Origin of the sequence: Streptomyces composti (genome assembly GCF_012034205.1) — a bacterium.
In the GTDB taxonomy this organism is placed as follows: Bacteria; Actinomycetota; Actinomycetes; order Streptomycetales; family Streptomycetaceae; genus Streptomyces; species Streptomyces composti.
Genome location: NZ_JAATEM010000032.1, coordinates 19,249 through 33,032, shown reverse-complemented (window position 1 = coordinate 33,032; position 13,784 = coordinate 19,249). Strand labels below are relative to the sequence as shown.

General features: G+C 72.7%; 9 protein-coding genes. 5 read left to right on the top strand and 4 right to left on the bottom strand.

Features of this window, described 5'->3' with window-relative positions:
• Positions 1-155 precede the first annotated feature (155 nt).
• Both HCJ93_RS23970 and HCJ93_RS23965 read right to left on the bottom strand, forming a co-directional pair.
• On the bottom strand, positions 156-968 hold the full coding sequence (locus tag HCJ93_RS23970) for a TetR family transcriptional regulator (RefSeq protein WP_206317879.1): 813 nt from the start codon (positions 966-968) through the stop codon (positions 156-158).
• 163 nt (positions 969-1,131) lie between these two features.
• Complete coding sequence (locus HCJ93_RS23965) at positions 1,132-2,937, bottom strand: 3-hydroxyacyl-CoA dehydrogenase family protein (RefSeq protein ID WP_167997874.1); 1,806 nt, start codon at positions 2,935-2,937, stop codon at positions 1,132-1,134.
• A gap of 365 nt (positions 2,938-3,302) precedes the next feature.
• Here HCJ93_RS23965 and HCJ93_RS23960 point away from each other — a divergent pair, with 365 nt between their 5' ends.
• Positions 3,303-3,920, top strand: a complete 618-nt coding sequence (locus HCJ93_RS23960; RefSeq protein ID WP_167997873.1) for an adenylosuccinate lyase — start codon at positions 3,303-3,305, stop codon at positions 3,918-3,920.
• A gap of 30 nt (positions 3,921-3,950) precedes the next feature.
• On the opposite strand, the gene HCJ93_RS23955 is transcribed toward HCJ93_RS23960, so the two are convergent.
• Together HCJ93_RS23955 and HCJ93_RS23950 are read right to left on the bottom strand one after the other, a co-directional pair.
• Positions 3,951-5,492, bottom strand: a complete 1,542-nt coding sequence (locus tag HCJ93_RS23955) for an alpha/beta hydrolase (RefSeq protein WP_167997909.1) — start codon at positions 5,490-5,492, stop codon at positions 3,951-3,953.
• Between the two features lie 201 nt (positions 5,493-5,693).
• Entirely contained in the window at positions 5,694-6,731 is a 1,038-nt protein-coding gene (locus HCJ93_RS23950) for an Rv2578c family radical SAM protein (protein ID WP_167997872.1), read from the bottom strand.
• 171 nt (positions 6,732-6,902) lie between these two features.
• On the opposite strand from HCJ93_RS23950, the gene HCJ93_RS23945 reads away from it, so the two are divergent.
• The 4 genes from HCJ93_RS23945 (at position 6,903) to HCJ93_RS23930 (ending at position 13,696) form a co-directional block, all read left to right on the top strand.
• On the top strand, positions 6,903-7,346 hold the full coding sequence (locus tag HCJ93_RS23945; RefSeq protein ID WP_167997871.1) for an SRPBCC family protein: 444 nt from the start codon (positions 6,903-6,905) through the stop codon (positions 7,344-7,346).
• Between the two features lie 165 nt (positions 7,347-7,511).
• Positions 7,512-9,917: an MFS transporter gene (locus HCJ93_RS23940; RefSeq protein ID WP_373563607.1), complete on the top strand. Its 2,406-nt coding sequence runs from the start codon at positions 7,512-7,514 to the stop codon at positions 9,915-9,917.
• A gap of 152 nt (positions 9,918-10,069) precedes the next feature.
• Positions 10,070-12,562, top strand: coding sequence for a SpoIIE family protein phosphatase (locus tag HCJ93_RS23935; protein WP_167997870.1), 2,493 nt, complete (start codon positions 10,070-10,072; stop codon positions 12,560-12,562).
• Positions 12,563-12,970: 408 nt separating this feature from the next.
• Positions 12,971-13,696: a class I SAM-dependent methyltransferase gene (locus HCJ93_RS23930; protein ID WP_167997869.1), complete on the top strand. Its 726-nt coding sequence runs from the start codon at positions 12,971-12,973 to the stop codon at positions 13,694-13,696.
• Positions 13,697-13,784 lie beyond the last annotated feature (88 nt).

Below are 13,784 nucleotides of genomic sequence, written 5' to 3'. Positions count from 1 at the left end.
TGCCAAAACGGCCACCCGGTGGGGTGGCCGTTGTCACAGCGGAACGGTACCGCCCGGAGCCCGGCCGGCGCTCCTCGAGAGGCCGGGTCGGGCTCCTCGAAACGCCGGGTCGGCGTCTCTCGGACGCCTCGGCCGGCGCTCCTCGGGAGCCTGGGTCAGCGCTCCTTGAGCGCCTGCTCGATGGTCCGCATCACCTCGTCGAGCGGGGCGTCCGTGCGGGCCACGGTGACCAGCACCTCGCCCTGCCCCGAGGTCCGGGCGGCCGGCTGCTCCGGCGCGGCGGTACGGCGGCCCGCCATGATGCCGCTGCCGAAGGTCTTGCGGACGATGGCGAACGCATGGTCCAGCTGGGCCTCCACGTCCCCCTGACCGCCCGCCCGCAGCCAGCGCCGCAGCACATGGTTGTGGGCGGTGACCACCGCGGACGCCGCGACCTCGGCGAGCAGCGGGTCGTCGCCCACCGTGTCGCGGTGCGCGTGCTCGTCGAAGTGGCCCAGGAGATAGCGGGTGAACAGCCGCTCGTAGCGGGCCACCGACGCGATCTCCGCCTCGCGCAGCGTGGGCACCTCGCGGGTCAGCTTGTACCGGGCGACCGAGATCTCCGGCCGCGCCGCGTACATCTTCATGACCTCCTTGATGCCGCGGCACACCGTGTCGAGCGGATGCTCGTGCGGGGGAGCGGACTTCAGCACCGCCTCGGCGCGGACCAGGGTGTCGTCGTGATCGGGGAAGATCGCCTCTTCCTTGGAGCGGAAGTGACGGAAGAAGGTGCGGCGGGCGACCCCGGCCGCGGCCGCGATCTCGTCGACCGTGGTGGCCTCGTACCCCTTGGTCGCGAACAGCTCCATCGCGGCGGCCGCGAGTTCCCGGCGCATCTTCAGCCGCTGGGCGGCGGCGCGGGAGCCTGCGGCACTCTCCGGCGGCTCGGTCGTGGCGGGCGTACGTGCGGACTTGGCGGGCTGGGACATGCCCCGAACGTACTGCATGGGCGCAGCTCGGTGCGCATGACCGGCCCCCTCCCCGCCCTCGGAGGGCGGGGCGGAGCTGCTGCGCGCGGCGGGCGCGAGGCGGTCGGGACCGAGCAGCCCGCCCCACTCCGCACCCGCCTGGAGCCAGTCGCCGGGGCGCTGCTCAGCGCTTGGCATATTCGCGGAAGCCACGGCCCGTCTTGCGGCCGAGGCAGCCCGCGGCCACCAGGTGCTCCAGCAGCGGCGCCGGAGCGAGTCCCGGGTCGCGGAACTCGCGGTGCAGGACCTTCTCGATCGCCAGCGAGACGTCCAGGCCCACGACGTCCAGCAGCTCGAAGGGGCCCATCGGGTAGCCGCCGCCCAGCTTCATCGCGGCGTCGATGTCGTCCAGCGACGCGTAGTGCTCCTGCACCATCTTGATCGCGTTGTTCAGGTAGGGGAACAGCAGCGCGTTGACGATGAAGCCGGCCCGGTCGCCGCAGTCCACGGCGTGCTTGCGGATCTTCCCGCAGACCTCGTGGACGGTGGCGTGCACGTCATCGGCGGTCAGCACCGTGCGGACCACCTCGACCAGCTTCATCGCCGGCGCCGGGTTGAAGAAGTGCATGCCGATCACGTCCTGCGGACGCGAGGTGGCGCGGGCGCAGGCCACGACCGGCAGCGAAGAGGTGGTGGTGGCGAGCACCGCGCCCGGCTTGCAGACCTTGTCCAGCGTGGCGAACAGCTGCCGCTTGATCTCCAGGTCCTCGGCGACCGCCTCCACCGCGAGATCGACGTCGGCGAAGTCGTCGTAGGAGCCGGTCGGCCGGATCCGCGCGAGCGTCCCGGCGGCCGCCTCGGCCGTCATCCGGCCCTTGTCCACGGAACGCTGCAGCGACTTGCCGATCCGCGCCTTGGCGGCCTCGGCCTTCTCCGTGCTGCGCGCGGCCAGCACGACCTCGTAGCCGCCCTTGGCGAACACCTCGGCGATGCCCGACGCCATCGTGCCCGAGCCGGCCACGCCCACCGAGCGGACCGGACGGCCCTCCGTCAGCGTGCCGCCCTCCAGCGGGGTGAGCGCGTCCCGGACGACCTTGCCGCTGCCCGGCGCCTCGTAGGTGTAGAAGCCGCGGCCCGCCTTGCGGCCCGTCAGGCCCGCCTCGCTGAGCTGCTTGAGGATCGGGGCGGGGGCGTGCAGCCGGTCGTGGGAGGCGGCGTACATGGCCTCCAGGACCGTGCGGGCGGTGTCGATGCCGATGAGGTCGAGCAGCGCCAGCGGCCCCATCGGCAGGCCGCAGCCCAGCCGCATCGCGGCGTCGATGTCCTCGCGGGAGGCGTACTTGGCCTCGTACATCGCGGCGGCCTGGTTGAGGTAGCCGAACAGCAGGCCGTCGGCGACGAATCCGGGCCGGTCACCGACCGACACCGGCTCCTTGCCCAGGTCCAGGGCGAGATCGGTGACGGCGGTGACGGCGGCGGGCGCGGTCAGCACCGAGGAGACGATCTCCACCAGCTTCATCTTCGGGGCCGGGTTGAAGAAGTGCATGCCCAGCACCCGCTCGGGGCGGGCCGAGTCGGCGGCGAGCCGGGTCACGGACAGGGCGTTGGTGCCGGTCGCCAGAATCGTCTCCGGCCGCACGATGCCGTCGAGTTCGCGGAAGATCTGCTGCTTGATCTCGTACGACTCCGGTGCGACCTCGATCACCAGGTCGGCCTCGGCCGCGGCCGACAGCTCGGTCGAGGTGGTGATGCGGGACAGGAGCTCGGTGCGCTCCTGCTCGGTGAGCCGGCCGCGCTCCACGGCCCGGGCCGTGGAGGACTGAAGGGCGGCCAGACTCCTGGCGGCCTGGGCCTCGCTGATGTCGATGCCGACGACCGTGCGGCCGGCCTGGGCGAGGACCTCGGCGATGCCGGTGCCCATCGTGCCGAAACCGACCACGGCGACGCTCTTCAGCGGGGACGGAGGGGTGTGGGACAGGGGAGTGGCCATCGCGGGACTCCAGGAATGAGGGTGACGACGAAAAGGGTGCCCGGGTGCGCCGAGGGCGCACCGGGTGCTCCGTGAATGCGGGTGTGACCGGGCTGCAAGCGCACACGCCCGGTGCCGTCGCGGCCCGGGCGCGCACACGCCCGTCACCGGCGGCGGATCCGACCGGCCCTGTCCCGAGGCCGAGCCGTACAGGTACACACAGGTACCGAACCGACTGCGCTCACGGCGGCCGCGTCACCAGACCACCGTGAGAGATGCGAGTGGGTAACTCGCTCGTCTGAGCTTAACTTGCGGGTAACGAGCGCGCCAGCCCCATGTCTCTGTGACGTACGTCCCTGACCGCCCCGTGCCCCTACCCTCGAGACATGGACGAAGAGTTGCGATCGCTCACGGAACGCTTACGGGCCGAGTCCGGCGGCACGCCGGAGTACGAACGGCTCCGGGCGACACATGACCTCGACGCGCTCGCCTCGGTGCTCACCGCCCCCGGACAGCCGCTGTGGGCCCGGGAACTCGCCGCCGTCCGGCTCGGGCTTGCCGGCGACCGCCGCGCCTTCGAGACCCTGGTGCTCCTCCTCAACCACCGCGACCCCCCGCGCTGCGCCTCCGCCGCCCACGCGCTGGCCCGCCTCGACGACCCGCGCACCGCTCGCGCCGCCGCCGCCCTCGCCACCAACGAACTGCGCGTCGCCTACGCCCTGCACCCCGTGCGCCTGCTCACCGAGCTGCGTGCCCCGGAGTCCGTCCCGGCCCTGATCACCACCCTGCGCCGCCGCCTGCAACCGCACGACCCCTACCGCAAGGTCGCCCTCGCCTGCGTCGAGGGCCTCGGCACCCTCGCCGACCCCCGCGCCGAATCCGTCCTCACCGATGCCCTCGCCCACCCCGCCCTCGCCGAGGCCGCCGCCCGGGCCCTCGCCCGCATCCCGCATCCCCGCTCCCGGCGCAACCCGCCCGGCCACCGCGTCCCCGGGCCCCGCTGACCGCAGGGGCCCGGGCCTCTCGCTCCTCGCTCAGCCGCGGAAGCCGAGCAGGCTGTGCAGGGCCGAGCCGCGGGCGGTGCTCGGGGCCGCCTTGGAGGCCGGGGGCTCCGGGTCGGGGAGGGCCTCGCAGACCGCGTCGGCCTCGCCCCGGGTGCTGCGCGGGACCGTGCCGTCGGCCAGGTAGGCGGCGAGGTGGCGGTCCAGGCAGGTGTTGCCGCTGAGGGTGATGCCGTGGTTGCCGCCGCCCTGCTCGACCACCAGGCTGGAGCCGGCCAGCAGCTGATGGACCGTGACCCCGCCCCGGTAGGGGGTCGCCGCGTCGTTCGTGGCCTGGAAGAGCAGCGCCGGCGGCAGCTTGTCGTTGGTGATGTCCACCGTGCGTACCGCGTCGGTCGGCCAGAAGGCGCAGGGGGCGTTGTACCAGGCGTTGTTCCAGGTCAGGAACGGGGCCCGCGCGTACGCCTCCCAGTTGTCCTTGCGCCACTGTTCCCAGTCGCGCGGCCAGGTGGCGTCCCGGCACTCCACCGCCGTGTAGACGCTGTAGCCGTTGTCGTCCCCGTCGTCGGGCGCGCCGAAGTTCTCGTACGCCTCGACCAGGGGACCGTCGTCCCCCTCGTTCACATGGGCCGAGAACGCCTCGGCGAGGTACGGCCAGAAGCCGTTGTAGTAGCCGCCGGGGATGTAGGTGTCCTCCAGCTCGGCCGGGCCCACCGTGCCGTCGGCCGGCTTCTCCGCCAGCTCGGACCGCATCTCGTACCAGCGCTCCTCGACGCGCTCCGGGTCGGTGCCCAGGCGGTAGTGCGCGTCGTGCCGGGCGACCCAGGCCATGAAGGCGCGGTGCCGGTCGTTGAAGGCGTGGTTCTGGGCGAGGTTGGCGTCGTACCAGACCTGGGTGGGGTCGACGACCGAGTCGAGCACCAGGCGCCGTACGCGCTCCGGGTACAGCTTGGCGTAGACCGCGCCCAGGTAGGTGCCGTAGGAGTAGCCGAGGTAGCTCACCCGCTCCGCGCCGAGTGCCTGCCGGATCAGGTCGAGGTCGTGTGCCGCGCTGACCGTGTTGATGTGCGGCAGTACCTCCGGGTACTTGGTCCGGCAGGACTCCGCGAACGACTTCACACGGGCGAGGTTGGTCTGCTCCGCCTCGGCGGAGTCCGGGACGGGGTCGGGGCGCACCGTGCGGAAGTACCGCGGTGAGCAGTCCAGGGCGGGGGTGCTGGCGCCCACGCCGCGCGGGTCGAAGCCGATGATGTCGTACTGGGCCGCCACCTCCTTGGGCAGGGACGACGCCACGAACCCCGCCAGCGTGCGCCCGCTGCCGCCGGGCCCGCCCGGGTTGACGAGGAGCGGGCCCTGCGAGCGCTGCGCGGTGTGCGGCACGCGGGACAGCGCCAGGGTGATGGTCCGCCCCTCGGGGTCGGCGTGGCTCAGCGGCACCTCCACGGAGGCACACTGCAGCGTGGGGTACTTGTCGGTGCCGCACGCCTTCCAGGCGGGCGCCGCCACCCGGAAACCCCGGTCGGTGTCCGAGGGACCGGCCTCGGCCGTCCCGGCGGTGAGGCCTCCTGCGGCCATGACGACGGCGGCACCGCACAGCGCGGCTGCTTTCCTCACGGGTCCTCCCAGACGGGCGGGCGGCGACCGCGGAACTCACGGTCCACACCGGATCGTTCCGGGAAGCGGACCCCTGACGAACATCCCGGAGGACTTCTTGACTCCTTTGGACCGCCGGATGCGCTCGAATGCTCGGGGCGGACCGCGGGGGCGGACGAGGCGCTAGAGCAGGGTGAGCTGGGTGGGCTCGGCGGTCCCGGGCGGGGCCGGTGCGGCGGCGGGTGTGCGGCGCGGCAGTCCCGGGCGGGCGGGGCCGATGCCGTACTCCTGGGCCAGTTCGTGCACCTGACGGGTGATCCGGCGCTGGTACCACCTGGGGGCGTAGGCGCCGTCCGCGTACAGCCGCTCGTAGCGGCCCACCAGATACGGGTGGTGGCGCGACAGCCAGGCCATGAACCACTCGCGGGCGCCGGGCCGCAGATGCAGCACGAGCGGTGTGACGGAGGTGGCGCCCGAGGCGGCGATCGCCCGCACGGTGGAGCGCAGCTGCTCCGGGCGGTCGCTCAGGAACGGGATCACCGGGGCCATCAGCACTCCGCAGCCGATGCCGTGCCGGGCCAGTGTGCGTACGACGTCCAGGCGCCGCTCGGGGGCGGGCGTTCCCGGCTCCACCGTGCGCCACAGCGTCTCGTCGGTGAAGCCGACCGAGACCGAGACGCCGACGTCCGTGACCTCGGCCGCCCGCCGCAGCAGCTCCAGGTCGCGCAGGATCAGCGTGCCCTTGGTCAGGATGGAGAACGGGTTGGCGTGGTCGCGCAGGGCGGCCAGGATGCCCGGCATCAGGCGGTAGCGGCCCTCGGCGCGCTGGTAGCAGTCGACATTGGTGCCCATCGCTATGTGGTCGCCGTGCCAGCGGCGCGAGGCGAGCTGCCGGCGCAGCAGCTCGGGCGCGTTGACCTTCACCACGATCTGGCTGTCGAAGCCGTGACCGGTGTCGAGGTCCAGATAGCTGTGCGTCCTGCGGGCGAAGCAGTACACGCACGCGTGCGTGCAGCCCCGGTACGGGTTGACCGTCCACTCGAAGGGCATGCGGGAGGCCCCCGGCACCCGGTTGATGATCGAGCGGGCCCGGATCTCGTGGAAGGTGATGCCGCGGAACTCCGGCGTGTCGAAGGTACGGGTGGTGACCGTCTCCGCCCCGAACAGCGCGGCGTCGGCCCGGCTGTGTTCGGAGTCCACGGTGAGGTTCTCCCAGCGCATGACGCCTCCTCGGTAGCACTGGCCCACAGAATAGAACAAGTGTTCCCTTGATCGTGCGAGCGACAACTTCGGTCACCCACTCGATCACTTCCGGACTCCCGATTTGGGCGGCCGCCCGAGGGGTGGTTGGCTTGGCCCGACCCCCGAGAAACCAGGTCCTGGAGGATTGCGATGGCGCAGGTCGAAGCCACTACGGAGCGGATCGTCGCGGCGGACGCGGAGACGGTGTTCGACGCGCTGGCCGACTACAGCGGCACCCGGGAGAAGCTGCTGCCCGAGCAGTTCAGCGAGTACGAGGTCCGGGAGGGCGGCGACGGCGAGGGCACCGTCGTCCACTGGAAGCTCCAGGCCACCAGCAAGCGGGTCCGCGACTGCCTCCTGGAGGTCACCGAGCCCGGCGACGGCGAGCTGGTCGAGAAGGACCGCAACTCCTCCATGGTCACCACCTGGCGCGTCACCCCCGCCGGCGAGGGCAAGAGCCGGGTCCTCGTCACCACCACCTGGAACGGGGCCGGCGGTATCGGCGGCTTCTTCGAGAAGACCTTCGCCCCCAAGGGTCTCGGCCGCATCTACGACGCGGTGCTCGCCCGGCTGGCCGCCGAGGTCGAGAAGTAGGACGGCGGCGGGAACCTCAACGGGCCGACACGGAGGGGGTGTTGGCCCCTCACCGGTTCGGGTGATCTCTCCGGCGAACGGGATGGTGCCGTAACTCGTCGTGCTTGCTCATAGTTGTCGCTTTTACGCGGGAATGGTGCAGCAGCACGACGAGGGGAGCGGTACGTGGGCGGGATCACCCTGACGCGACAGGCGCCGGAGACGGCCGCCGTGGCCGAGCAGCAGCAGCCGCCCCCGCCCCCGGTGGCCGAACCCCGGCTCGGTCCGCGCCGGGTGAGGCTGGTCTTTCTCGCGCTGATGCTGGCGCTGCTGCTCGCCGCGCTCGAGCAGATGATCGTCGCCACCGCGCTGCCGAAGATCGTCGGCGATCTGCACGGCCTCGACAAGATGTCCTGGGCGATCACCGCCTATCTGCTCACCGCCACCGTCGGACTGCCGATCTACGGCAAGCTCGGCGATCTGCTCGGCCGCAAGGGCGTCTTCCAGTTCGCGATCGTCGTCTTCGTCCTCGGTTCCGCGCTCGCCGGGCGGGCACGGACCATGGACCAGCTGATCGCCTTCCGCGCCGTCCAGGGCGTCGGCGCGGGCGGCCTGATGATCGGGGTCCAGGCGATCATCGCGGACATCGTGCCCGCGCGGGAACGCGGCCGCTTCATGGGCCTGATCGGCGCCGCCTTCGGCCTGGCCTCCGTGGCCGGCCCGCTGCTCGGCGGCTACTTCACCGATTCGCTGACCTGGCGCTGGTGCTTCTACATCAACGTGCCCTTCGGCCTGGTCACCCTCCTCGTGGTCGGGCTGGTCCTGAAGCTGCCCAAGCCCGCCGTCCGGCCCCGTCTCGACATGCTCGGCTGCCTGCTGCTGACCGCGGGATCCACCTGTCTGCTGCTGCTCAGCGCCTGGGGCGGCACCGAGTACGCCTGGGACTCCCGCGTCATCCTCGGCCTCGGTGCGGGCGCCGTGGCCAGCACGGTGCTCTTCCTGGTGGTCGAGAAGTTCGCCGTCGAGCCCCTGATGCCGCTCAGGCTGTTCAGGGACTCCGTCTTCAACGTCACCTCGCTGGTCGGCCTGGTGATCGGCGTCGGCCTCTTCGGCGCCGCCAGCTATCTGCCGACCTACCTGCAGATGGTCGACGGGGCCACGGCCACCGAGTCGGGCCTGCTGATGCTGCCGATGATGGCCGGCGTCGTCGTCGCCTCCGTCGTCACCGGACAGCTCATCAGCAGCACCGGCCGCTACCGGATCCACCCCATCCTCGGCACCGCCCTGTCCGTCGTCGGCATGTGGCTGCTGTCCCGGCTGGACACCGGTACCCCGCGCCTGCACTACAGCATCTGGATGGCCGTCCTCGGCACCGGCATCGGGATGGTCATGCCGGTGCTGATCCTCGCCGTGCAGAACTCCGTGCGCCCCGCCGACCTCGGCACGGCCACCAGTGCCCACAACTACTTCCGGCAGATCGGCGGATCGGTCGGCGCCGCCGTCTTCGGCACCCTCTTCGCGGACCGGCTCACCGACGCTCTCGCCGAGCGCCTGCCCGCCCACGCCGGCCACGGGCTGCCCGACCCGGAGTCGATCACCCCGCAGCTGGTCCACTCCCTCCCGCCCGAGCTGCGCGAGCCCTACATCCAGGCCTACGCCGACGCCATGCCGCGCATCTTCCTCTACCTGGTGCCGGTGCTCGTCCTCGGCCTGCTCATCGCCTTCTTCCTCAAGGAGAAACCACTGGTGTCCCACAACACCCCCCTCGCCGACCCGGCCCAGGAAGCACCGCACGCCCAGGCGGCCGTGCCGCAGGCCCGCACCCCGCACACCGGCGGCATCCCCGTCTGCGGAACCGTGCAGCACCCCGACGGCACGGTCGTACCGCGCGCGGCGCTCACCCTCATCGACGTCGCCGGGCAGCAGATCGGGCGGGGCGCCAGTGGCGAGGACGGGCGCTACGCCCTCGCCACCCCCGGATCCGGCGCCTACGTCCTGATCGCCGCCGCCGGCGGTCACCAGCCGCAGGCCGTCTCCGTCACCGTCGGCGAGCGTCCCGTGGAACTCGACGTCGTCCTCGGCGGCGCCGGACGCCTCGCCGGCAGCGTCCTCACCGCCGACGGCACCCCCGTCCGGGACGCCACCGTCACGCTCACCAACGTGCACGGCGAGGTCGTCGCCAGCACCCGCAGCGGACGGGAGGGCGGGTACGTGATCACCGAACTGGTCGCCGGTGAGTACACCCTCGCCGCCAGCGCGCCCGCCTTCCGCCCGGCCGCCCTCCCGGTCACCGTCCAGGCGGCGCGCGAGACCCGGCAGGACGTCGAACTCGCGGGCGGCGCCGTGCTGCGCGGCACCGTGCGGGCCGGCGGCGGGCGTCCGGTGGAGGACGCGCGGGTGACACTGCTGGACGCGGCGGGCAACGTCGTCGACACCCTCACCACGGGCCCCGACGGCAGCTTCCGCTTCGTCGACCTCTCCTCGGGCGAGTACACGGTGATCGCGGCCGGCTACCCGCCGGTTGCGACGGTGCTTCAGGTCGCCGGGGGCGGCCGCACCGAACGGGACCTGCAGCTCGGGCACCAGGACTGAGGCCGGCCGGGGCCGCCGTTTACACCAGAACGCGCGCCGGTGCACCCGCCGGTGGGGAATTCGTGCATTGCCACACATCGCGACCGGCCGTGGCCGTACCGTGGTGACGGCGCTACAGATCTTGCCGAGCCGGGGGAGAGAGGGCCTGGGCCATGGACCGTGGCACCGAGCGGGAGGCACCTGTCGGCCACGCCGCCGGAGGGGAAGCGGCGGCCGGCCACAGCGGCGACGGGCCGCCGGCCGGGCAGCTGGACGCGGGCAGGATCCCGCTCGCCGTCGTGGTGGTCGACCGGGAAGGGCTGGTCTCCCACTGGAGCACCGGCGCGCGGCGGCTGTTCGGGATCGCCAAGGAGGACGCGATCGGCAGGCCCGCCGTGGATCTGCTGCCCGTCTCCGGCGCACTGCCCGAGGAGCCGCCCGAGGCACCCTCGGGCGAGGGCCACACAGCCGCCTACGACGGTCTAGGCCCCGACCTCGAGGCCTCCCTGGACCAGGGGCTGTCCTACCCGGCCGCGGGTCGCGCCCGGCTCGCGGTGCCGGGACCCGGCGGGGCCGATGTGCTCTGGTGGGCGTACCCGCTGGTCGGGCCGGGGCCGGAACGCCTGCTGGTGCTGGCGGCGGACGCGCACGCGGTGCGCGGGGAGGACGCGGGGGCGTTCGAGCGGATCGCCCCCGGTTTCGCTCTGCACACCGACTTCCCCGGCTCCGAGGACCTCGCCCGCCGGCTCCCCGAGATCCTGCCCAGCATGAGCGTCGGCGACAGCGCCCGGATCGTCGCCCAGGTGCTCGAACTCGGGTACCCGATCCTGGAGTTCAGCCAGAACGAACGGGTGCCCGTCACCCCCGACTGGGGCGTGCCCCGGCGGGCCGAGCGCAGGGCGCGGCGGGAGCGGGCGGCCCGGGCACGCGCCGCCGGGCAGCCGGTGCCGGAGGACCTGGCCGACGCCGACGACGAGGACCTCGAGTACGCGGCCGTCCGCGAACGCCTGGAATTCCTCAACGAGGTCAGCTCCCGCATCGGCAGCTCCCTCGACCTGTCGCAGACCATCGTCGAGGTGAGCAGAGCCGTCGTACCCCGCTTCACCGACGTCGCCGGCACCTACCTGCGTGAACAGGTCGTCGCCGGTGAGGGATTCGACGAGGGCGTGCCGGACACCACCACCATGTGGCACCGGGTCGCCATCGAGCACACCGACGAACCGGGGCGCTGGGACGACGTGGTGCCCGTCGGCGAGGCCATGCCCTTCCCCGCGCACACCCCGTTCTTCCAGTGCATGACCACCGGCGAGCCCGTGCTGGTGCCGCGCATCACCGAGGAGATGGGACACGCCATCGCCTCCCAGTTCGAGAAGCGCGACATCCGGCCGCTGATCACCGGGCGGTCCATGCTGGTCGTGCCGCTCAAGGCGCGCAATGTGGTGCTCGGCTTCATGATCCTGCTGCGCCACCCGGAGCGGCCCGTCTTCAACGACATGGACCGCGTCACCGGCGCCGAACTCGCCGCCCGCGCCGGTCTCGTGCTGGACAACGCGCGGATGTACACGCACCAGGAGAACGTCGCCGAGACGCTCCAGGACAGCATGCTGCCGCACATCCCGCCGCACCGGGCCGGGTGCGACATCGCCACCCGCTATCTGCCGGGCACCCTGCTCGGCCGGGTCGGCGGCGACTGGTTCGACTCGGTGAAGCTGCCCGGCGCCCGCACCGGGTTCGTCGTCGGCGACGTGATGGGACACGGGCTCAACTCGGCGGCCATGATGGGCCAGTTGCGCACCGCCGTGCAGACCATGGCCGGGCTCGACCTGCCGCCCGCCCAGCTGCTGCGCAACCTCGACGACCTCGCCCAGCGCCTCGGCGACAGCTACCTCGCCACCTGCCTGTACGCCGTCTACGACCCCATCGCGGGCGAGCTGCGGCTCGCCAACGCCGGGCACATCCCGCCCGTCCTGGTGCGCGCCGCGGACGGGCGCAGTGAGCTGCTGGAGCTGCCCACCGGCGCGCCCATCGGGGTCGGCGGGGTGCCCTTCGAGGAGGTCCGGGTGCCCGTGGAGCCCGGCGACCGGCTGGTGATGTGCACCGACGGGCTGGTCGAGGTGCGCGGCGAGGACATCGGTGTCGGTCTCGCCACGCTGTGCGAGTCCGCGGCCCACCCGGCCGCCTCCATGGACGACGCCTGCGACACCATCATCCGCGCGCTCAACACCCGCGGCGGCCGCAAGGACGACGTGGCGCTGCTGATGGTCCGGCTCGGCGGCATCGAGCCGGAGGACGTCGCCGAGTGGCGGCTCGCCCCGGACCCCGTGGAGGTGGGCCGGGCCCGCGCCGTGGTCAGGGAGCAGTTGCACGAGTGGTCGCTGGGAAAGCTCGCCGACCACGCCGAGCTGATGGCGGACGAGCTGGTCACCAACGCCGTGCGGCACTCCCACGCCCGGCCCGTGGCACTGCGGCTGGTGCGCGCGGACACCCTGCTGTGCGAGGTGGAGGACGACGATCACGAGCTGCCCACGCTGATCAGCGCCCGCCCGACGGACGAGAAGGGGCGCGGGCTCCGGGTGGTGAGCACGCTGGCGCGGGAGTGGGGCGCCAGCCGCACCAAGACGGGCAAGACGGTGTGGTTCGAGCTGAGCCTGCCGCGGCGGCGGTGAGCCTGCCGCGGCGCGGGTGGAAGCGGACCCGGACCCCGGGCCGGTCGATGCGCTGATCTTTGGACGCCGGCTTCCCGGACGTCGCTCCCTGTCCGCGTCCGGATCGGGCGGAGCGCCGCTGATCCCTGTCCGCGTCCGGATCGGGGGAAAGCTGATGCCTGTCCGCGTTCGGGCCGGCTGGGGCGCTGCTCGGGACCCGCTGGGACCGGTTGCAGCGCTGATCCCTGCCCGAACGACGCCGGTCGCCGGCGACGCTCCCGGCTGCCGTCCCCGGGGGCGTGACGGCGCGCGCGAAGGCGTGCGGCTTGTGAAGGTGTGCGCCGTGTGGTTGTCCGACGGCGCCGCGAGCGGTAGACCGTACTGGCCCGTCGGTTGGTTCAATCAGCAACGCACCCTGGGGAGTTGGGCATGAGCGTGACCAGTCGGTACCGGGAGGCCTGGGAGGGCTTCTGGCGTGAGGCACCGGACGAGCAGGGAGCCGTGTTCTGGGACGCGGAGCCCGACCTCACCGTCGCCCGGCACCTCGCCCTGTTCGAACCGCACCTGACCGAGCCCGGTCTGCCCCTGGTGGACCTCGGCTGCGGCAACGGCACCCAGACCCGGTTTCTCGCAGGACGCTTCGGGCAGGTGCTGGGCACCGACCTCTCCGCCGCCGCCCTGGATCACGCCCGCGCCGCCGACCCGGAGGGCCGGGCCACCTACCGGGAGCTGGACGCCTCCGACAAGAGCGCGGCGCAGGCGCTGCACGCCGAGCTGGGCGACGCCAACATCTACATGCGGGGCGTGCTGCACCAGTGCGAACCGGACGACCGGCGCCCGCTCGCCGAGACCATAGCCACCCTGCTGGGTGGCCGGGGCCGCGCCTTCGTCGTGGAACCCTCCCAGGCCGCGGGAGCGATCCTGAAGGAGCTGGCCACCTCGCCCTCCGGACCGCCGCGCAAGCTCGCCCCGGTGCTGCGGCACGGCATCGCGCCCGGTGCCGTCTCCGACGAGGCGGTGCCCGGGATCCTCACCGAGGCCGGACTGGCCGTCCTGACGAGCGGCACCCTGCCCCTGGTCACCACCGAGCACACCCCGGACGGCGCGCGCATCGAGCTGCCCTCGGTCTGGTACGTGGTGGGACGCGCCGGATAGGCCCAGGCCGGAGGCGACCGGCGCGGCGTGCCCGGGCCGGTGGCCGACCGGCATTGGTCTGGGCCGGTGAGAGTTTTCCACAGCCCTG

What these genes read in the sequence shown, in the direction of transcription:
- HCJ93_RS23930 (WP_167997869.1), top strand. Translation starts at nt 12,971, where the DNA reads ATGAGCGTGACCAGTCGGTACCGGGAGGCCTGGGAGGGCTTCTGGCGT.
- HCJ93_RS23950 (WP_167997872.1), bottom strand. Translation starts at nt 6,731, where the DNA reads ATGCGCTGGGAGAACCTCACCGTGGACTCCGAACACAGCCGGGCCGAC.
- HCJ93_RS23945 (WP_167997871.1), top strand. Translation starts at nt 6,903, where the DNA reads ATGGCGCAGGTCGAAGCCACTACGGAGCGGATCGTCGCGGCGGACGCG.
- HCJ93_RS23970 (WP_206317879.1), bottom strand. Translation starts at nt 968, where the DNA reads ATGTCCCAGCCCGCCAAGTCCGCACGTACGCCCGCCACGACCGAGCCG.
- HCJ93_RS23935 (WP_167997870.1), top strand. Translation starts at nt 10,070, where the DNA reads ATGGACCGTGGCACCGAGCGGGAGGCACCTGTCGGCCACGCCGCCGGA.
- HCJ93_RS23960 (WP_167997873.1), top strand. Translation starts at nt 3,303, where the DNA reads ATGGACGAAGAGTTGCGATCGCTCACGGAACGCTTACGGGCCGAGTCC.
- HCJ93_RS23955 (WP_167997909.1), bottom strand. Translation starts at nt 5,492, where the DNA reads ATGGCCGCAGGAGGCCTCACCGCCGGGACGGCCGAGGCCGGTCCCTCG.
- HCJ93_RS23965 (WP_167997874.1), bottom strand. Translation starts at nt 2,937, where the DNA reads ATGGCCACTCCCCTGTCCCACACCCCTCCGTCCCCGCTGAAGAGCGTC.